Consider the following 19,074-nt stretch of genomic DNA (forward strand, 5'->3'; position numbering starts at 1 on the left):
CCGAACGACTACCGGCCCAACATGTTCGTCACGTACTGGGCGTTCCGCGCGATGATCGGGCTGCTGGCGATCCCGGTGCTGTTCGCGTTGGCGGTGCTTTGGTTGACCCGCGGTGGCCGCAATCCCGATCAGCGGTGGCTCTCGCGGCTGGCGCTGGTGACGATTCCCACCCCGTTCCTGGCCAACGCGGCGGGGTGGGTGTTCACCGAGATGGGCCGCCAGCCGTGGATCGTCGCACCCAACCCGACCGGTGACCAGCAGGTGCGGTTCACCGTCGGCCAGGCGGTCTCGCATCACGCCCCCGCCATGGTGGTCACCTCGTTGGTGACGTTCACGCTGGTCTACGGGGTCCTTGCGGTGGGCTGGTTCTGGTTGCTGAAACGTTACGTCACCGAGGGCCCGCTGGAGCACGACGCCGAACCGGCGCCGCCCCCGCCACCCGGCGCGGACGAGGTGGCACCGTTGTCTTTTGCCTACTGAGGTGCCTACCGGGGCGTCGACGGGGTCGGGTTCGGAAGGGAGCTGATCGGTGGGTCTGCAAGAGTTGTGGTTCGGCGCCATCGCCGCGTTGTTTCTCGGTTTCTTCATTCTCGAGGGCTTCGACTTCGGCGTCGGCATGTTGATGGAGCCATTCGCCCGCGTCGGCATCGGCGACCCCGAACTGCACCGCCGCGCGGCCCTGAACACCATCGGGCCGGTGTGGGACGGCAACGAGGTGTGGCTGATCACCGGCGGCGCGGCGATGTTCGCCGCGTTCCCCGGGTGGTATGCCACCTTGTTCTCCACCCTGTACCTGCCGCTGCTGGCCATCCTGGTCGGCATGATCGTGCGCTCGGTCGCGATCGAGTGGCGGGGCAAGATCGACGACACGCGCTGGCGGGTCTGGGCCGATCTGGGTATCGCGGCCGGGTCCTGGCTGCCCGCCGTGTTGTGGGGCGTGGCGTTCGCGATCCTGGTGCGCGGGCTTCCGGTGGACGCCGCCGGCCGGGTAAACCTGTCGATCACCGACGTGCTCAACCCCTACACGCTTTTCGGCGGGCTGGCCACGGCTGGACTGTTCGCGTTCTACGGCGCGGTATTCGTGGCGCTGAAGACCTCCGGAACCATGCGCGACGACGCCCACCGGTTCGCGGTGTGGCTGTCGCTTCCGGTGACCGCACTGGTCGGGGGCTTCGGCCTGTGGACCCAGCTGGCCTACGGCAAGAGCTGGACGTGGCTGGTGCTGGCGGCCGCGGTGGTCGCCCAACTGGCGGCGGTGGGCCTGGTGTGGCGCCGTGTTTCCGACGGCTGGGCGTTCGCCTGCGTCGCGGCGGTCGTTGCCGCCGTGGTGGTCCTGTTGTTCGGCGCGCTGTATCCGAACCTGGTGCCCTCGACGCTGAACAGGCAATGGAGCGTGACGATCTACAACGCCTCGTCCACCCCCTACACGCTCAAGATCATGACGTGGGTGACGGTGTTCATGCTGCCCTTGACGCTGGTATACCAGGCGTGGACGTATTGGGTTTTCCGGCAACGGATTTCGGCTGAGCGGATACCGGCGTCCATCGGCCTGGCGAGGCGCGGCTCCTGAGCGCGAACGACGCGCAAACCACCAGGGGGCCGCTGGACCCGCGACTGTGGCGGGCATCGGGCGCGGTGCGCCGCTACCTGGTCGCCGCGGTGGGCTGTGGCGTGGTGATCTCGGCCTGCGCGGTCGGCTCGGCGATCGTGCTGGGGCACCTCGTCGCCCGCGCGGTGGCCCACCCCCCGCCCGGACTGCGCGGCTGGCTGGGCCCGTTGTCGGCCCTGGCCGCGCTGTGGGCGGTGCGCGCCGTGACGCACTGGCTGCAGGCGCGGCTGGGCCAACGGGGAGCCAGCGCGGTCATCGCCGATCTCAACGGCCAGGTGCTGGCGGCGGTCACCGCCCGCCCGCCGGCCGAACTCGCCGCGCAGCGCGACGACGCCGCGGTGGTGGTCACGCGCGGTCTCGACGGCGTGCGCCCGTACTTCACCGGATACCTGCCCACGCTGGTGCTCGCCGGGATCCTGACGCCGGCGACCGTGGCCGTGATCGCCTGCTACGACCTGAAATCAACGGTGATCGTGGTGATCACCCTGCCCCTGATACCGCTTTTCATGGTGCTGATCGGGCTGGCGACCGCGGAGCGGTCGGCGGCGGCGCTGACGGCCATGACGACGCTGCAGGCGCGGCTGCTGGACCTGATCGCCGGGATCCCGACGCTGCGGGCGCTGGGCCGCGCCACGGGCCCCGAACACCGGATCGCCGAACTGGCCGCCGCCCACCGTCGGTCGGCGATGGCGACGCTACGGATCGCGTTCCTCTCGGCGCTGGTGCTCGAATTGCTGGCCACGCTGGGGGTGGCGCTGATCGCCGTCGGGATCGGCCTGCGGCTGGTGTTCGGGGAGATGTCGCTGGCCACCGGGCTGACCGTGCTGCTGCTCGCGCCGGACGTGTACTGGCCGCTGCGTCGCATCGGCGTGGAATTCCACGCCGCCCAGGACGGCCGGGCCGCCGCCGACCGGGCATTCGCGCTCATCGGCGAACCGGAGGCCGCGACGCCGCGGCACCGCACCGTGGCCGCGCGCGGCGCCGAGATTCGCCTGGAAAACCTCAGCGTCACCGGCCGTGACGGTCGCGCGCCGTGCGACCTGACCGCCGTGCTCGAACCCGGCCGCGTGACGGTGCTGACGGGACGCAACGGGGCCGGCAAGAGCACCACGCTGCAGGCGATCGCCGGCCTGACGCCGCCGTCGTCGGGCCGCGTCACCGTGGCCGGGGTCGACGTCGCCGACCTCGAACCGGGCGCGTGGTGGCGGCAGCTGTCCTGGCTGCCGCAGCGACCGGTATTGGTCCCGGGTACCGTCGCCGACAACCTGGACCTGTTCGGCCCGCTGGCCGATCGCGACGCCGCTTGCGCCGCAGCGGCTTTCGACACCGTGCTGGCCGAGCTGCCCGACGGGGTGAACACCGTGCTCGGGCGCGGGGGCGTCGGGCTGTCCCTGGGGCAGCGGCAGCGGCTGGGGCTCGCGCGAGCGCTCGGGTCGGCGGCGCCATTGCTGCTGCTCGACGAACCGACCGCGCACCTGGACGCCCGCACCGAGGCGCTCGTGCTGCGCGCCATCGTCGACCGGGCGCGCGCCGGCGCGACCGTGGTGGTCGTCGGCCACCGCGAGCCCGTCGTGGCCGTCGGGGACCGGGTCGTCGAGGTCGCCGCCGCGACCGGGGTGCGGTATGCGGCAGTCTGACCCGCTCCCCGCCGCCCTGCGCCTGTTGCGTCCGCGGCTGCCCCGCGTGCTGGCGGCGATCGGGCTGGGCGTGCTGTCGCTGGGCAGCGCGCTGGCCCTGGCCGGTGTCTCGGCGTGGCTGATCACCCGGGCCTGGCAGATGCCGCCGGTGCTGGACCTGTCGATCGCGGTGGTGGCGGTGCGCACGTTCGCGATCTCGCGGGGCTTGCTCCACTACTGCGAGCGGCTGGCCACCCACGACACCGCGCTGCGCGCCGCGGGCACCGCCCGGACGCAGATCTATCGCCGGCTGGCCCGGGGGCCGGCCGGCGCCGCCGCACGGTTGTCCAGCGGCGAGCTGGTGGCGCGCGTGGGCGCCGATGTCGACGAACTGGCCGACGTGCTGGTACGCGCGCTGGTGCCGATCGGCGTCGCGGCGGTGCTCGCAGTAGCCGCGACCGCGGTAATCGCGGCCATCTCCCCGGCGGCGGCGGCGGTGCTGGCAGTCTGCCTGCTGTTCGCGGGCGTGCTGGCGCCCCGGCTGGCCGGCCGGGCAGCGGCCACCCGGGAGGAGCTCGCCCGCCGGCACCATGCCCGGCGTGACGCGTCGGCGATGCTCGCGCTCGAGCATGCGCCGGAGCTGCGTGTCGCCGGCGCGCTGGGCGGGGTGATCGCCGAGTCGCAGCGCCGCCAGCGCGCGTGGGGCGATGCCCTGGATGCCGCGGCCCGCCCGGCCGCGATTGCCGAGGCGATGCCCACCGTCGCGATCGGGGTCAGCGTGCTCGGCGCGGTGGCGGCCGGCATCGGCCTGGCCCCCTCGGTCGCACCGACCACCCTGGCGGTGCTGATGTTGTTGCCGCTGTCGGCCTTCGAGGCGACGACACCGCTGCCGGCCGCCGCCGTGCAGCTGACGCGGTCGCGGATCGCCGCGCGGCGCCTGCTCGACCTGACGCCAGAGGCTGCGACCGGACCCGCGCGGGCCGCGGAGCCGCCCCCGGCCGGCACCGGCCGGTTGTCAGCCGCCGTCCGGTGCGGTCACTCTGATGCGGCGGGGCCGGGCGGGATCGAGCTCGACCTGCCGCCTGGCTCCCGGTTGGCCGTCACCGGTCCCAGCGGTTCGGGGAAGACGACGCTGCTGATGACGCTGGCCGGGCTGCTGCCCCCGCTGGAGGGCCGGGTGCTGCTGGACGGAACAGACCTGCGCCGGTTCGACGACGACCGACTACCCCGTGCCGTCAGCTTTTTCGCCGAGGACGCGCACGTGTTCGCCACCACCGTCCGGGACAACCTGCTGGTGGCCCGCGGCGACTGCGGCGACGACCAGCTGACGGCGGCGCTGGATGCCGTCGGGCTCGGAGCGTGGCTGGCCGGTCTGCCCGACGGCCTGTCCACGGTGCTGACCGGGGGCGCCCAGGCGCTGTCGGCGGGCCAGCGCAGGCGGTTGCTGCTGGCGCGGGCGGTGATCTCACCCGCCCGGATCGTCCTGCTCGACGAGCCCACCGAGCATCTCGACGCGGCGGACGCGGGCCGGCTACTGGAGGACCTGCTCGGCGGCGACGGTCACGGCCTGTTCGCAGCGGCGCGGACCGTGGTCGTGGCCACCCACCACCTGCCCGCGGGCGTGGACTGCCTGCAACTGCACATCGAACCTGCCGCACGGACCAGTTGATCCGCGCCGCCATCGCGCCCGGGCACGTCCCACGCGCTTGCGGGCAACGACGTCCCGCCGGGCAGGGCGATGCCCGAAACCGTTGTGGTCATAAGTTAGTTCGTCGAACTCGGGACCGATCACCGCAAGGACGACGCGTTGCTGCGCGAGTTTGCCGGCGCAGCAACCTCGGTGCGTACCACTACGGATCTGCGACACCTCGGCGCATCAGCGTGTCGGAAGTCGTGGTTCAGCGCAATAGTCTGCACCGCAGCATTTTTCGATGCAGTTACTCAAGCGGAACGCGCAGAGGTCCTGGCTATTGCGGCGTTGGCTTGTAGATTTTCGTCTAGCCACTGCAGGAAGTCCACGCCCGCAACAATCAGGAGGCCTTGTGCCACAGGTAGTCTTTCCACTTGATTCCACCAAGTCATTCACCGACCAGCAGATAGTCGGCCACAATCGGTGGCACTGGGCCATCCCGGCTCAGGTTGAGGTGAAACCGGGAGACACGTTTCGGGTCCACTGCCGTGAGTGGTTCGATGGCGCGATCCACAACGACGACTCCGCGGAAGACATCCTGAACGCGCCACTCGCCGCGGTGCACGTGCTCAGCGGGCCGATCGCCGTGCGGGGCGCCAAGCCCGGTGACCTGCTCATCGTCGACATCCTCGATGTCGGACCCCTCCCCCAGGAGGACTCGGGACCGCTGGCCGGCCAGGGCTGGGGCTACACCGGCGTATTTGCCAAGCAGAACGGCGGCGGGTTCTTGACCGAGCAGTTCCCCGACGCCTACAAGGTCGTCTGGGACTTTCAGGGTGGGGTGGCCACATCGCGACATGTGCCGGGGGTGTCGTACACGGGCATCGTGCATCCTGGGCTGATGGGGACGGCGCCCTCGCCGGAGCTACTGGCGAAATGGAACGCCCGTGAACAGGCACTCATCGACACCGACCCGGACCGGGTGCCACCGCTGGCGCTGCCGCCCCTGGCGGATTCGGCGATCCTGGGCAGCCTCTCCGGTGAGGAATTCGATCGGGTTGCCGCCGAGGCGGCACGCACCGCTCCGCCGCGGGAGAACGGCGGCAACCAGGACATCAAGAACTTCACCAAGGGAACACGGGTCTTCTATCCGGTCTTCGTCGACGGCGCAAACCTGTCCGTGGGAGACCTGCACTTCTCCCAGGGAGACGGCGAGATCACCTTCTGCGGCGCCATCGAGATGGGCGGATTTCTGGACCTGCACGTCGACCTGATCAAAGGCGGGATGGAGACCTACGGCGTCACCGAGAACGCGATCTTCCTGCCCGGCAACGTCAGCCCGCAATTCAGCCAATGGCTGGCGTTCTCGGGAACGTCGGTCACGCTCGACGGCGTCCAGCGCTACCTGGACTCGCACCTGTCCTACCAGCGAGCCTGTCTACACGCGATCGACTACCTGTCCAAGTTCGGCTACAGCCCTATCCAGGCGTACATGATTCTTGGTTCGGCACCGATCGAGGGCAGACTCTCCGGCGTTGTTGACATCCCGAACTCGTGTTCAACGGTTTACATCCCCACCGAGATCTTCGACATCGATGTGCGTCCCTCAGCCGATGGGCCGACGCAAATCGACCCCGGGGTGGGCGTCCCGACGGCTTCTGCCGGATCCTGATGACCGCCGCTCGAGGAAAGCGCTAAAAGCCGGGGCTTGCCGGCGAGGAGTCGCTCACGGCCGCGGGAGACGCCGCCATGCGGGATTCTGTGCCGGCGCCGGATTGTGCGCTGGCGCCGATCGTGGCGGCAGAGCCGACACCACCTCGGGTTCGTCGCGCGATTTCTCGGTTCGGTCGATTGCGGTCACCAACGCGCGGGGCGCCAGCGACAGCATCGGCGCACGAAAGACGCGGCCTGCCCAGCCGTTGCATACCGGACACGCCGACTCGGCGGGCGCCGTTCCCAACGGGCATCTGACGTCGAACTCGCCGTGTTGCGTGCATCGATACGCGTATGTGGCCATAGGAAATAGTAGCCGGTCGCCGGTTCATCCCCGCCGCTTCGCGGAACGGGCCGCCGTCCAGCGCCGTGGACGCTTAGTCAGCGGTAATTACTTGCGCCGCAACGCTTTCCGGCCATTTACAGGTGACGCCGGCGCGGCATGAACTCCAGCGACAACAGCACGAACAGCAGGGGCACCAGCTGCGTCATCGAGATCAGCGCGTAGCGTCGCGCGTCAAGCGCATGCCATTTCCGCACGTACCGGTACAGCGACTCCAGCGCGATCAGCGGGTCGAGGACGTGGATCAGGTGGTAGAAGACGGCTTGTAGCCGGCCTCGGTGCTTTTCCTCGAAGATCTCTGGGAACGCCGCGAACGCCAGCGACAGCCGCTGAGCCCCGTTCTCCTTGCCGGCCATGATCATGTCGACGCTGAGCCGCTCGTCGATCCCGTTGGGGGCCCCGCGCCGGCGCCACGGCACGTCGAGGGTGATCTCAGTGCCGCCGCCCGCGGTCGCGTAGCGGTGGAACCCTTGCACTTTGCCCGCAGCGTCCCGGGCCAGAATCAGCTGTATGCCGGGGAAGCGGCCCTCCAGCACGCCGTCGAGGTTCATGTGGAAGCCGCGATCGCTGTGCGCGCCCTTGGTGGACTCCCGAACCACCTCGGTGAGCTCGGCCAGCAGCGTGTGGTCGAGTTCCTGCTCGGCGACGATCTCGGTGGTGATGCCGCAGTTGTGCGTGCGCTTGACCGCCTGCCGCAAGTTGCGGAACTTGCGCCCCACCAGGTCGAAACCGGGCACGTCGACGACGACGTCGCGGCCGATCGGCACGGCACGCAGCGAGTGGCCGATCACGACCGGATCCTGCCACAGCCCGAGGCGCGCTTCGCTGCACCCGATCACTGCGATCCTCCAGCCGTGGGCGTGGCACATGGCCGCGAAGTCGGCGACGAGGTGCGGGAACTGCGCCTCTTCGCCGATCGGGTCTCCCCCGACGACGGCGATGCCCAACCGCGTCCGGTAAGCCAGCGCCGCCCCGCCATCCGCGCTGAAGTGGAAGGTCTTGCCCGTCTGCATCGTGAACGGCGCCAGCGGGTCGCCACGGGTGGCGTCGATCAGCCTCCAGGCCCGCGGCAGATCCTCGGGCCGCGGATGCGACGTCGTCGGCCACATCAACACCAGGCCTGAACTCGCGATAACCAGGTCCCCGATCAGGTCGAACGCCAGCACCTGCAGTCCCAGCCCGGCCAGCAGGCACAGGGCGGCGGCGGTGGCATGGGCGGCCGTCACCGGACGGCCCAGGAAGATGCCGCGGGCGATCCACCCGACCGCGACCAAAACGGTCAGCGACCACGCCACACGGTCGGAGTGATACCAGTCCGGCCGCCCATGCTGGCGGGCGACGATCTCGATCAGCCAGCACGCCGCGCACAGCAGGGCCAGGGCGCCGATCAGGCGGGCCGCCCGCGAGTCGACGCTGACGACCACGCGTTCGCGGGCGGGGGGCTTTGCTACGACATCCACCAGCGGCCCGTTCACCTTCACCTCCCGATGCGCTTACGTTAGCTGGGCGACAGCCCGCCGCCTCCACACCAAATACCCGGCCTGGTGCGAAGCTACGCGCCAATCGTGGCGTTGTCGGCCGAAATCGGGGGCTGACGTGCGGGTCCGGCAATTCCTCTATCGGCCGGCGGACGGGAAATATAACAGGACGCCCTCCTGCACCACCGTGGCGATGACTTGCCCCGCGCGGTCGAAGAAATGCCCGGTTCCCAGCCCGCGGGAGTCGGCGGCCACCGGCGAGGACGTCGAGTAAAGCACCCAGTCGTTGAAGTTGACCTGCCGGTGGAACCAGATCGAATGGTTGGCCGAGGCAGCGAAGATGCGATCGTAACCCCAGGACAGGCCGTGGGTGGTGATGACCGAGTCGAGCACCGTGGTGTCCGAGGAGTAAACCAGGGCGGCGGTGTGCAGCACCGGATCGTCGGGCAGCACGCCCAGCGCCTTCTGCCACACGCGGTTGTGCGGGAGGCGCTCGCCCTTGTCCCGCATCACCCAGGAGGGATCGTTGGTGAAGCGCCATTCGATCGGATGCAGGGCGTTGACGAAGTGCGGGACGGTCTCCTCGTAGCCGCGCAGCAACTCGCCGATCGGCGGGTGGTTCTCGGGCTGCCCGACCTGCGGAGGCTTGACGCCGTGCTCGAGGCCGGGGCCGCCGGACATGTAGGAGATCAGCGCCGAGGACAGCACCACGCCGTCCTGCACCGCGTCGACGCGCCGGTTGGCGAAGCGCCGCTCGTCGCGCAGCCGCGTGACCCGGAATTCGATGTCCCTGGCGGTGTCGCCGCCGTTGACGAAATGCACCGAGAGCGCGCTGGGCGGCAGGCCCTGCGAAGGCAGCGTTCGGCTGCTCGCGACGAACGACTGCGCCATGAGCTGCCCGCCGAACGTCCGCATCGGGTTCTTGCTGGGGTGCGAGCCGAGGAACCGGTCGTCGGCGACGCGGTCCAGGTCCAGGACCGCCAGCAGTTCCTTGAAGTCGGGCGCATCGTTCATCGCATCACCGGCCGGCACGGGCTCTCCTTCGGGCTAGACGTCGTCCTCCCCGATCCGGTGCACATGGATCAGGTTGGTCGAACCTACCGTGCCCGGCGGGGCGCCGGCGACGATCACCACCAGGTCACCGCGCTTGTAACGACCGAGGTCGAGCAGCGATCTGTCGACTTCGCGGATCATGCCGTCGGTGGACTTCATCATCGGGACGATGAACGTCTCGGTGCCCCACGTCATGGCGAGCTGGCTGCGCACCTCGGGCCATGCCGTGAAGGCCAGCAGCGGCAGCGGGGTGTGCAATCGGGCCAGGCGCCGCACGGTGTCACCGGACTGGGTGAACGCGACCAGCGCCTTGGCATCGAGCCGCTCGCCGATGTCGCGGGCCGCATACGAGATCACCCCGCGCTTGGTGCGCGGCACGTGGGTCAGCGGCGGCGCGGCGGTGGAGTTCTCCTCGACGGCGCACACGATGCGCGACATCGTCTTCACCGCGGCCATCGGGTACTTGCCCACCGAGGTCTCCCCGGACAGCATCAGCGCGTCGGCGCCGTCGAGCACGGCGTTGGCGACGTCGGAGGCCTCGGCGCGCGTCGGTCGCGAGTTCTCGATCATCGAGTCCAGCATCTGGGTGGCCACGATGACGGGTTTGGCGTTCTCCCTGGCCATCTGGATGGCCCGCTTCTGCACCAGCGGAACCTCTTCCAGAGGCAATTCGACACCCAGATCGCCGCGAGCGACCATGATGCCGTCGAATGCCAGCACGATGGCCTCGAGATTGTCGACGGCTTCGGGCTTTTCCAGCTTGGCGATCACCGGCACCCGCCGGCCGAGCCGGTCCATCACCTCGTGCACCAGCTCGATGTCCGACGGCGAGCGCACGAACGACAGCGCGACGATGTCGACGCCGAGCTCCATCGCGAAGGTGAGGTCCGCGATGTCCTTCTCCGACAAGGGCGGGGCGGACACGTTCATGCCGGGCAACGACATGCCCTTGTTGTTGCTCACCGGACCGCCCTCGACGACCGTGCAGACCACGTCGTCGCCCTCGATGGCATCGACCACCAGGCCAACCTTGCCGTCGTCGACCAGGACGCGGTCGCCGACCGCGGCGTCTTTGGCCAGTCGCTTGTAGGTGGTCGACACCCGGTCGTGGCTGCCCTCGCATTCGGCGACGGTGATCCGCACCGTCTCCCCGTCGGCCCAGTAGGTGGGCCCGGTCGCGAAGCGCCCCAGCCGGATCTTCGGGCCCTGCAGGTCGGCGAGCACACCGACGGCGCGGCCGGTGGTGTCGGAGGCGGCCCGCACGCGCTCGTAGGCGGCCTTGTGATCCGCGTAGTCGCCGTGGCTGAAGTTCAAACGGGCCACGTCCATTCCGGCTTCGACCAGCGCCAGAATCAGTTCGTCGGATTGGGTTGCAGGGCCAAGGGTGCAGACGATCTTCCCGCGTCTACTCACGCCGACCCAGCATAGTCTTGCCGGTTGCAACGGGGGTGACCGCAGGGTGGCGCCGCGATTAGCCACCCGAGAAACCGCGACACGGGGCCGCTACCCACCGAGAACGGTCGGCACGAGCGGAAATCCGGGAAGATTGCGCACCACCGTCCACACGGCCGCGACGAGCGTGATCGCCAGCGCGGCCGGTATCGGCAACGGCTCCCGGCCGTGGCGGCGGCGCAGCAGAAGCCACCCGGCCAGCAGCGGGATACCGACGAGCGCGAAGAGGTTGTCGCTGACGGCGGCCGGCAGGTCGCCGTGCAGCAAGTCATGCGTCATCCGAAGCCCCCCGCACAAGGGGCAGTTCCAGCCGGTGAGCCACTTGAACGGGCACGGCGGGTAGAGCGAGTGCGCGTGATGCGGGTCGACGCGAGCGACATAACCCAGTGCGCCGGCCAGCAGTACCGACGTGCCGGCCGCGGTGTAGAGGCGTTGAAGGCGCGGCCCCGCCCGCGACGCCTCCTCAGGTGCCATCACGCAACGGCCTGCCCTCGGGATCGCTGACCTTGTCGGTCAATATCAAGACGGCGTCGACGATGCCCCAGATGACGGCGCCGAGTCCGCACGTCGCCAGGCCGACGATCAACTGCGCGATCCCCAAGCCCGTCTGGCCGAGGTAGATGCGACCGAGCCCGACGAGGCCGAGCAGTCCGAGCAGCTGCAGAAGGGCCGCCACGACTTTCGATTTGTCCGAAAAGGGTTGTCCGGTCAGGGGGTGACGGCCGAAGGGTGCGGACGGGTCGAAGTAAGGCCCGGGCGCCGGGTAGTAATGGTAGGGCGGCGGATATCCGGGCGGCGGTGGCGGCGGCGCGCCGGACCCGGGGTCGCCCCACGACGGATCGGTCACATGTGCAGCATGCCAGATGCGCCGGGACTTGGGGGCGCTGATCACATCCGCCACACGAGTAACTGGTAGGAGTCGGCACTCTTTGTGCCCGCCTCATAGCGACAGGGTGCGAGCCGCCCGGGTTTTGTCGCTCGAAGGCGGGCACAACGGCTACTGCCTGTCCCCGGTGCGGCTGTGACTGGTGTGACGCCGGCCCTCGAGGCGCCGGGGAAGCCGCAGGCTTTTCGGGGTCTTTAACGGCCGGAACGCCGGCTTCGGGGACGCAGTGCCCACCGCCGCCGCGTTCGCCCGGGGGGCTCGTCGGCTTCAGGCGCGTCGATGGGTGTTTCGGTTGGTGGTTCCTCGGTTTCGCCGGCGGCAACCGGCTCTTCCGCGTCGGCTTCGGGCGCCGCGGCTTCGGCTTCCGCGGCTTCGGGCTCCGGCTCCGCGGCTTCAGACGCCGCGGCTTCGGGCTCCGCGGCGTCGGGCTCCGCGGCCACCGCCTCCGCGGCTTCGGCCTCCTCGGCTGCAGGCTCCGCCGCTGCAGGCTCCTCGGCTGCAGGCTCGGCCTTCTCTCCCACGTCGGGGGGTTGGTCGTCGCCGGCCGTGCCCACCGGGGCCGGCACGGTCTCCGCCGCGGGCGATGCGACGGTCGAAAGCTCTTCCCTCCGAACGGTTTCTGGTTCCGCCTCTTCGGCGATGTAATCGTTGCCGCGCAAGCTGGCGGGATCCTCGCGACCCTTCGGCGCCAGAATGGTGTAGACGACCGCCCCGATGAACACGAACGTCGAGGTGAACGAGTTGATCCGGATTCCGGCGATGTGGGTGGCGGGATCGTCACGCAACAGCTCGACGCAGAAGCGACCAACGCAGTAACCGGCCACGTACAGCGCGAACAGCCGCCCGTGGCCCAGCCTGAACCATCGGTCCGCATAGATCAGGGCGGCGAAAACCAGCAGGTTCCAGAGCAATTCGTACAGGAACGTCGGCTGCACGACCAGGGCCACCTGGCCGGTCGAAACCCCGTCCAGCGAATGGGTGTCGACGTAGCCCGACGGGTCGCGCCGGTAGAAGATCTCCAGGCCCCACGGCAGCGTCGTCTCCCGGCCGTAGAGCTCCTGGTTGAAATAGTTGCCCAGCCGGCCGATGGCCTGCGCCAGGACGATTCCCGGGGCGATCGCGTCGGCGAAGGCCGGCAACGGAATCCCGCGACGGCGGCAACCGATCCACGCGCCGACGCCGCCGAGCGCGACCGCACCCCAGATGCCCAGGCCGCCGTCCCAGATGCGCAGCGCCGCCCCGAACCCGGCGCCGCCGGGCCCCCAGTAGGTCCGCCAATCGGTGGCGAGGTGATAGAGCCTGCCGCCGATTAACCCGAACGGCACCGCCCACAGCGCGATGTCGTAGATCACGCCGCGCTGGCCGCCGCGGGCCTCCCAGCGCCGGTCGCCGATCAGCAGCGCGGCCACGATGCCGACGATGATGAACAGCGCGTAGGCGCGCAGGGGCAGCGGCCCCAGGTGCCAGACACCCTGCGGTGGGCTGGGAATGAACTCGGGCCGCATCATCATGAACCGGACGCCCGCTCGCGGACGCCGGAGACGAGCTCTCCGGTCAACGCGCGCAACGCGGGCAGCCCGTCGGTCAGTGCCGACACCAGTGCGGACCCGACGATGACGCCGTCGGCGTAGCTGCCGATCTGCGCGGCCTGCTCCCGCGAGCGCACCCCCAGGCCGACTCCGACAGGTATGTCCGACACCGCTTTCACCCTCTTGACCAGTTCGGGTGCGGCGTGCGAAACCGCGTCGCGCGCCCCGGTCACCCCCATCGTCGAGGCCGCGTAGACGAACCCCCGCGACGCCTTCACGGTGCCCACCAGGCGCTCCGGCGTCGATGACGGCGCCACCAGGAAGATGCGATCCAACCGATGCTCCTCGGATGCCGCCATCCACTGCCCGGCCTCGTCGGGGATCAGGTCGGGAGTGATGAGACCGTACCCGCCGGCCGACGCCAGATCGCGCGCAAACGCGTCAACCCCGTAGCGCAGCACCGGGTTCCAGTACGTCATCACCACGGCGTGCCCGCCGGCCGCGCTGATCGCTTCGACCGCCGCCAGCGTGTCCCGGACTCGCACTCCCCCGCGCAACGCGGCCTCGGTGGCGCGGGCGATCGTTGGGCCGTCCATGCCGGGATCTGAATAGGGCACGCCGACTTCGATGATGTCGCAACCGGATTCGACCAGGGCGAGCATCCCGGCCACCGACCCCGCCACGTCGGGGTAGCCGGTGGGCAGGTAGCCGATCAGCGCGGCACGCGCGTCGGCGCGGCACGCGTCGAAGACCGGCCCCAGCCTGCTTGCCTCGCGTTGTTCCACGGTCATCACTCGCCGGGCTCCAGGAGGCCGAACCATTTCGCCGCCGTCTCGACGTCCTTGTCGCCGCGGCCCGACAGATTGACGACAATGACGGCCCCCGAACCCAACTCGGAACCCAGCTGCAACGCACCGGCCACCGCGTGCGCGGATTCGATGGCCGGGATGATGCCTTCCGTGCGGCACAGCAATCGGAACGCCTCCATCGCCTCGGAGTCGGTGATGGGCCGGTACTCGGCACGCCCGGTCTCCTTCAGATGCGCGTGCTCGGGACCCACCCCAGGGTAATCCAGACCCGCCGAGATCGAATGGGATTCGATGGTCTGACCGTCCTCGTCCTGCAGCAGGTAGGAGAATGATCCCTGAAACGCCCCTGGCGAACCTCCGGCGAAAGTGGCTGCGTGCCTTCCGGTTTCGACGCCCTCACCGGCCGCCTCGTAACCGATCAGCCGCACACCGGGGTCGTCGATGAACGGGTGGAAGATGCCGATCGCGTTGGATCCGCCCCCGACGCAGGCCACCACCGCGTCCGGCAACCGGCCCGCCTGCTGCTGGATCTGCACGCGCGTCTCCATGCCGACGATCCGCTGGAAGTCACGCACCATCGTCGGGAACGGGTGCGGTCCCGCCGCGGTGCCGAAGCAGTAATACGTTCGGTCGGCGTTGGTGACCCAGTCCCGGAATGCCTCGTTGATGGCGTCCTTGAGTGTCCGGGAACCGGTTTCGACCGAGACGACCTCGGCGCCCAGCAGCCGCATCCGGGCGACGTTGAGCGCCTGCCGCGCGGTGTCCACCGCACCCATGTAGATCACGCACTCCAGCCCGAGCAGCGCGCACGCGGTGGCCGTGGCCACGCCGTGCTGCCCCGCCCCGGTCTCGGCGATCACCCGGCTCTTGCCCATCCGGCGGGCGAGCAGGGCCTGGCCCAGGACGTTGTTGATCTTGTGGGATCCGGTGTGGTTCAGGTCCTCACGCTTGAGGAAGATGCGCGCCGAGCCGGCGTGCTCGGACAGCCGCGTGGCCTCATACAGCGGTGACGGCCGCCCGGTGTAGTGCTCCTGCAGGTCGTCGAGGGTGCCCAGGAAGTCGGGGTTGACGCGTTCCTTCTCGTAGGCAGCGGTGACCTCTTCGATCACCGCCATCAACGCCTCGGGCAGGTAGCGGCCGCCGTAAACGCCGAAATGCCCGCCCGGGTCGGGATCGTGCCGGGTGGGTTCGGAGATGGCCGCACTCATCACAGGGAGGTCCGGCCGGGGCAGACCGACCATCACCAAGGCTCGACGCGCGGACGACTCATTGCGATCAACGTGACTAGCGAGCCGGTTTCGGACAGGACGGATGGGTGCCCGCGGTGACCAGGTCGGCGACCGCGGCGCGCGGGTCACCGCTCTTGACCAGGCCTTCGCCGACCAACACGGCGTCGGCGCCCGCCCCGGCGTAGGCCAACAGGTCCCCGGTGCCGCGCACACCGGACTCGGCCACCCTGATCACGTTGCTGGGCAGCCCGGGCGCGATGCGCGCGAAGCAATCCCGGTCCACCTCCAGCGTCGTCAGGTCGCGGGCATTGACACCGATCACCTTGGCCCCGGCCGTCAGCGCACGGTCTGCCTCCTCCTCGGTGTGCACCTCCACCAATGCCGTCATCCCCAGCGATTCGGTGCGGTCCAGCATCGACACCAGCGCCGACTGGTCCAGCGCGGCCACGATGAGCAACAGCATGTCGGCGCCGTGGGCGCGGGCCTCGTGGATCTGATACGGCTGAATCACAAAGTCTTTGCGCAGGATCGGCACCGAGACGGCGGCCCGCACGGCGTCGAGGTCGTCGAGCGAGCCGCGGAAGCGCCGCTCCTCGGTCAGCACGCTGATGATCCGCGCGCCGCCGTCCTCGTAAGCCCGGGCCAGTTTGGCCGGATCGGCGATGGTCGCCAGCGCGCCCGCCGACGGGCTGGCGCGCTTCACCTCCGCGATCACACCGATGCCGGGCTGACGCAGCGCGGCCATCACGTCGAGCGGCGGCGCGGCCGCCGCCGCGGCGGCTTTGATCTCCGACAGGCCGATCAGGGCTTCGCGGGCGGCAACATCGGCGCGGACTCCCTCGAGGATGGAGTCGAGCACGGTTGCCGGACTCATGCCTGTCGTTTCCTTCCCACTGTCATCCGGCTAGTCGCAACGATGCCCAGCCGATTCCGACGACGTCCATGAAGGGTAGCGGCCCTGGACGTGGGGCACGTCACCGCCCCTCGCTGTCCGAGCCGTCGGGCCGCTCCGTGGGGTCACGGCCCTCGTCAAGCGCATCCCAGATCATCCGTTCCGACATTCCCGGCGCCTCCTGCCCCTCCAGCATCGCCCCGCCGGCGGCATCCCGCAGTGCAATCGACCGGCGCGTCGCGGGTGCCGCGTATTTCGTTGCGCTCGAACGGGCCGACCCGGAATCGCCGGCCGCCCGCATCAGCAGAACGGAGGCGATCAGCGTGCACACGGCGGCCGCCACCGCCACCCCGGCGCCCCCGTACTGCCGCTCGCTTCCCACCAGCGTCATGGTCGGAACATGCGCCAGATCGGCGCCCCGCACCGCCACGTCCGGGACGACCCACAGGCTGATGCCGAGGTAGCCCACCGCCAGGCTGGCCGCGGCCAGCAACGCCGCCAGCACGCGCAGGGCCCAGCCGCCCACCGCCAGCGCCGCGACGGCCGCCGCCAGCATCAGCAGCGCCAGCGGCAGCAGCGCCGTAGACCACGTCGCCCCGGACAAAGTGACCTGCTTGGGCGGGCCCAGCCCGTCGAACGAGCGGATTCTCACCCAGGGCAGCCGCGACGCCGCCCACAGCGCGACGGCGGCCGCAACCAGCAGCACCTGTGCGCTGCGGATCGCCAGCCGGGCCCGCCGGTCAGCGGTCACGTCGCATCCGGGGCGGTCAGCGTTTCGGCGGCGGCGATCGCGTTGAGCACCGCGCGCGCCTTGTTGGACGCCTCGGTGTACTCGTAGGGCCCGTTGGAATCGGCCACCACCCCGCCCCCGGCCTGCACGTAGGCGGTGCCGTCGCGCATCAGCGCGGTGCGGATGGCGATCGCGAAGTCGGCGTTGCCGGCGAAGTCGAGGTAACCGACCACCCCGCCGTAGAGGCCGCGGCGCGTCTTCTCCACCTCCTCGATGAGCTCCATCGCCCGCACCTTGGGCGCCCCGGACAACGTCCCGGCCGGGAAGCAGGCCGTCACCGCGTCCAGTGCGGTCCGGTGCTCGTCGAGCATCCCGGTCACCGTCGACACCAGGTGCATCACGTGGCTGTAGCGCTCGATGTGGCTGTAGTCCTCGACGCGCACGGTGCCCGGGGTGCAGACGCGGCCGAGGTCGTTGCGGCCGAGGTCGACCAACATCAGGTGCTCGGCGCGTTCCTTGTCGTCGGCCAGCAACTCCTTTTCCAGCAGCTGATCTTCTTCTTCGTTGTTGCCCCGCCACCGCGTCCCGGCGATCGGGTGCGTCGTCGCCCAGCCCTCGGCGACGGTGACCAACGCTTCGGGGCTGGATCCGACGATCGAAAAGTCAGTTGCGCCATCGCTGTTCGGGACATGCAGCAGGTACATGTAAGGGCTGGGATTGGTGGCCCGCAGCATCCGGTAGACGTCGATCGGATCGACGTTGGTGTCCATCTCGAAGCGCTGGGAGGGCACCACCTGGAAGGCCTCACCAGCCGCGATCTGCTCGACGAGGTAATCGACGATCTTGCCGTACTCCTCGACGCTGCGCTGCGCGCGGAACCGCGGTTCGGGCGTGCCGAACGTGGAGACCGTTGACTCCAGCGCCTGGCCCAGCGCCGTCGTCATCACGTCGAGCCGCGCGACCGCGTCGTCGTAGGCCTCGTCGACGTGCTCGTCGGTGGCGTTCCAGTTCACCGCGTTGGCGATCAGGGTGATGGTGCCCTCGTGGTGGTCGACCGCGGCCACATCGGTGGCCAGGAGAAGCAGCATGTCGGGCAGGTGCAGGTCGTCGGCGGCCAGCTCGGGCAGCCTTTCCAGGCGCCGCACCAGGTCGTAGGCGAAGAAGCCGACCATGCCGCCCGACAGCGGCGGCAGCCCGGGCAGCGCGGCGGTGGCCAGCAACCCCAGCGTGGCCCGCAGCGCCTGCAGCGGGTCGCCGCCGGTGGGCGCGTCCTGCGGCACGGCGCCCAGCCACACCGCCTGGCCGTCGCGCACGGTCAGCGCCGACGGCGCCCCCGCGCCGATGAACGACCACCGCGACCAGGACCGCCCGTTCTCGGCGGATTCCAGCAGGAAGGTGCCCGGGCGGTTGGCGGCGAGTTTGCGGTAGGCCGACAGGGGCGTCTCGCTGTCGGCCAGCACCTTGCGGGTCACCGGAACGACGCGGTGTTCTGCGGCCAGCCGGCGGAAGTCCTCCCGTGAGGTGGTGGCGGCGAAATGGTCGTGCACCGAACCATCCTCCCAGATGCGCGGCCGGGGTCCGCGAGCGTGACACCCGGGCGACTTTCGCGCCGACTTTTCACCGTGTGGTCGCGTTCGCGGGCGGTAGCGTTGACGCGCATGAACCCTGGTGACACCGTGGCCGACTTCGAACTTCCCGACCAGACGGGAACGCCGCGCAAACTGAGCGCCCTGCTTGCCGACGGACCGGTGGTCCTGTTCTTCTACCCCGCCGCGATGACGCCCGGCTGCACCAAGGAGGCCTGCCACTTCCGCGACCTGGCCGACGAATTCGCCGCGGTCGGGGCGGTCCGCGTCGGCATCAGCGCCGACACCGTCGCCAAGCAGGCCAAGTTCGCCGAGATGCAGAAGTTCGACTATCCGCTGCTGTCGGACAGCGCCGGAACGGTGGCCGCGCAGTTCGGCGTCAAGCGCGGCCTGCTGGGCAAGTTGATGCCGGTCAAGCGCACCACGTTCGTCATCGACACCGATCGCACGGTGCTCGACGTGATCGCCAGCGAGTTCAGCATGGACACCCACGCCGACAAGGCGCTGCAGACGCTGCGG

Annotated in this window: 18 protein-coding genes; 6 read left to right on the forward strand and 12 right to left on the reverse strand. The window is 69.9% G+C overall.

Annotation, left to right across the window (positions count from 1 at the left end; genetic code table 11):
* The 5 genes from AC2VOR_RS13430 to fmdA form a co-directional block, all read left to right on the forward strand.
* The coding region (locus AC2VOR_RS13430) for a cytochrome ubiquinol oxidase subunit I (protein WP_486963933.1) at nucleotides 1-480 on the forward strand (480 nt) is incomplete at its 5' end.
* 49 nt (nucleotides 481-529) lie between these two features.
* Nucleotides 530-1,570 (forward strand): cytochrome d ubiquinol oxidase subunit II, encoded by a 1,041-nt coding sequence (cydB, locus tag AC2VOR_RS13435; protein ID WP_369738923.1) that lies wholly within the window; start codon nucleotides 530-532, stop codon nucleotides 1,568-1,570.
* A gap of 65 nt (nucleotides 1,571-1,635) precedes the next feature.
* On the forward strand, nucleotides 1,636-3,246 hold the full coding sequence (gene cydD, locus AC2VOR_RS13440) for a thiol reductant ABC exporter subunit CydD (protein ID WP_369738924.1): 1,611 nt from the start codon (nucleotides 1,636-1,638) through the stop codon (nucleotides 3,244-3,246).
* Entirely contained in the window at nucleotides 3,233-4,894 is a 1,662-nt protein-coding gene (gene cydC / locus AC2VOR_RS13445; protein WP_369738925.1) for a thiol reductant ABC exporter subunit CydC, read from the forward strand. The genes cydD and cydC overlap by 14 nt, the downstream gene beginning before the upstream one ends.
* A 373-nt stretch (nucleotides 4,895-5,267) precedes the next feature.
* The gene (gene fmdA, locus AC2VOR_RS13450; RefSeq protein ID WP_486963934.1) at nucleotides 5,268-6,527 is read left to right on the forward strand and encodes a formamidase; all 1,260 of its coding nucleotides are present in this window, start codon (nucleotides 5,268-5,270) and stop codon (nucleotides 6,525-6,527) included.
* A gap of 54 nt (nucleotides 6,528-6,581) precedes the next feature.
* Here fmdA and AC2VOR_RS13455 read toward each other — a convergent pair whose 3' ends face one another.
* From AC2VOR_RS13455 to AC2VOR_RS13510, 12 genes are all read right to left on the reverse strand, one after another.
* On the reverse strand, nucleotides 6,582-6,872 hold the full coding sequence (locus AC2VOR_RS13455; RefSeq protein ID WP_369738927.1) for an FmdB family zinc ribbon protein: 291 nt from the start codon (nucleotides 6,870-6,872) through the stop codon (nucleotides 6,582-6,584).
* 116 nt (nucleotides 6,873-6,988) lie between these two features.
* A complete protein-coding gene (locus tag AC2VOR_RS13460) occupies nucleotides 6,989-8,386 on the reverse strand; it encodes a bifunctional lysylphosphatidylglycerol flippase/synthetase MprF (protein ID WP_486963935.1) in 1,398 nt (465 codons plus the stop codon).
* 141 nt (nucleotides 8,387-8,527) lie between these two features.
* Nucleotides 8,528-9,403: an acyl-CoA thioesterase II gene (locus AC2VOR_RS13465; protein WP_369741623.1), complete on the reverse strand. Its 876-nt coding sequence runs from the start codon at nucleotides 9,401-9,403 to the stop codon at nucleotides 8,528-8,530.
* Between the two features lie 33 nt (nucleotides 9,404-9,436).
* On the reverse strand, nucleotides 9,437-10,855 hold the full coding sequence (gene pyk, locus AC2VOR_RS13470; protein ID WP_369738929.1) for a pyruvate kinase: 1,419 nt from the start codon (nucleotides 10,853-10,855) through the stop codon (nucleotides 9,437-9,439).
* A 90-nt stretch (nucleotides 10,856-10,945) separates the two neighbouring features.
* Nucleotides 10,946-11,368, reverse strand: coding sequence for a DUF2752 domain-containing protein (locus AC2VOR_RS13475; RefSeq protein ID WP_369738931.1), 423 nt, complete (start codon nucleotides 11,366-11,368; stop codon nucleotides 10,946-10,948).
* The gene (locus tag AC2VOR_RS13480) at nucleotides 11,358-11,741 is read right to left on the reverse strand and encodes an NINE protein (RefSeq protein WP_369738932.1); all 384 of its coding nucleotides are present in this window, start codon (nucleotides 11,739-11,741) and stop codon (nucleotides 11,358-11,360) included. Before AC2VOR_RS13480 ends, AC2VOR_RS13475 begins: the two co-directional genes overlap by 11 nt.
* 233 nt (nucleotides 11,742-11,974) lie before the next feature.
* Nucleotides 11,975-13,291 (reverse strand): prolipoprotein diacylglyceryl transferase, encoded by a 1,317-nt coding sequence (locus AC2VOR_RS13485; RefSeq protein WP_369738933.1) that lies wholly within the window; start codon nucleotides 13,289-13,291, stop codon nucleotides 11,975-11,977.
* Nucleotides 13,288-14,103: a tryptophan synthase subunit alpha gene (gene trpA, locus AC2VOR_RS13490; protein WP_369738935.1), complete on the reverse strand. Its 816-nt coding sequence runs from the start codon at nucleotides 14,101-14,103 to the stop codon at nucleotides 13,288-13,290. The genes AC2VOR_RS13485 and trpA overlap by 4 nt, the downstream gene beginning before the upstream one ends.
* Nucleotides 14,100-15,359, reverse strand: coding sequence for a tryptophan synthase subunit beta (trpB, locus tag AC2VOR_RS13495; RefSeq protein ID WP_369738936.1), 1,260 nt, complete (start codon nucleotides 15,357-15,359; stop codon nucleotides 14,100-14,102). Before trpB ends, trpA begins: the two co-directional genes overlap by 4 nt.
* A 43-nt stretch (nucleotides 15,360-15,402) precedes the next feature.
* Complete coding sequence (gene trpC, locus AC2VOR_RS13500) at nucleotides 15,403-16,221, reverse strand: indole-3-glycerol phosphate synthase TrpC (RefSeq protein ID WP_486963936.1); 819 nt, start codon at nucleotides 16,219-16,221, stop codon at nucleotides 15,403-15,405.
* Between the two features lie 100 nt (nucleotides 16,222-16,321).
* Nucleotides 16,322-16,990: a TIGR02234 family membrane protein gene (locus AC2VOR_RS13505; protein ID WP_369738938.1), complete on the reverse strand. Its 669-nt coding sequence runs from the start codon at nucleotides 16,988-16,990 to the stop codon at nucleotides 16,322-16,324.
* Nucleotides 16,987-18,516, reverse strand: coding sequence for an anthranilate synthase component I (locus AC2VOR_RS13510; protein ID WP_369738939.1), 1,530 nt, complete (start codon nucleotides 18,514-18,516; stop codon nucleotides 16,987-16,989). Before AC2VOR_RS13510 ends, AC2VOR_RS13505 begins: the two co-directional genes overlap by 4 nt.
* A 111-nt stretch (nucleotides 18,517-18,627) precedes the next feature.
* On the opposite strand from AC2VOR_RS13510, the gene AC2VOR_RS13515 reads away from it, so the two are divergent.
* Nucleotides 18,628-19,074, forward strand: a 447-nt coding sequence (locus tag AC2VOR_RS13515) for a peroxiredoxin (RefSeq protein WP_486963937.1), incomplete at its 3' end; no start/stop codon positions are given.

It is taken from the genome of Mycobacterium sp. TH-M103 (assembly GCF_057473785.1).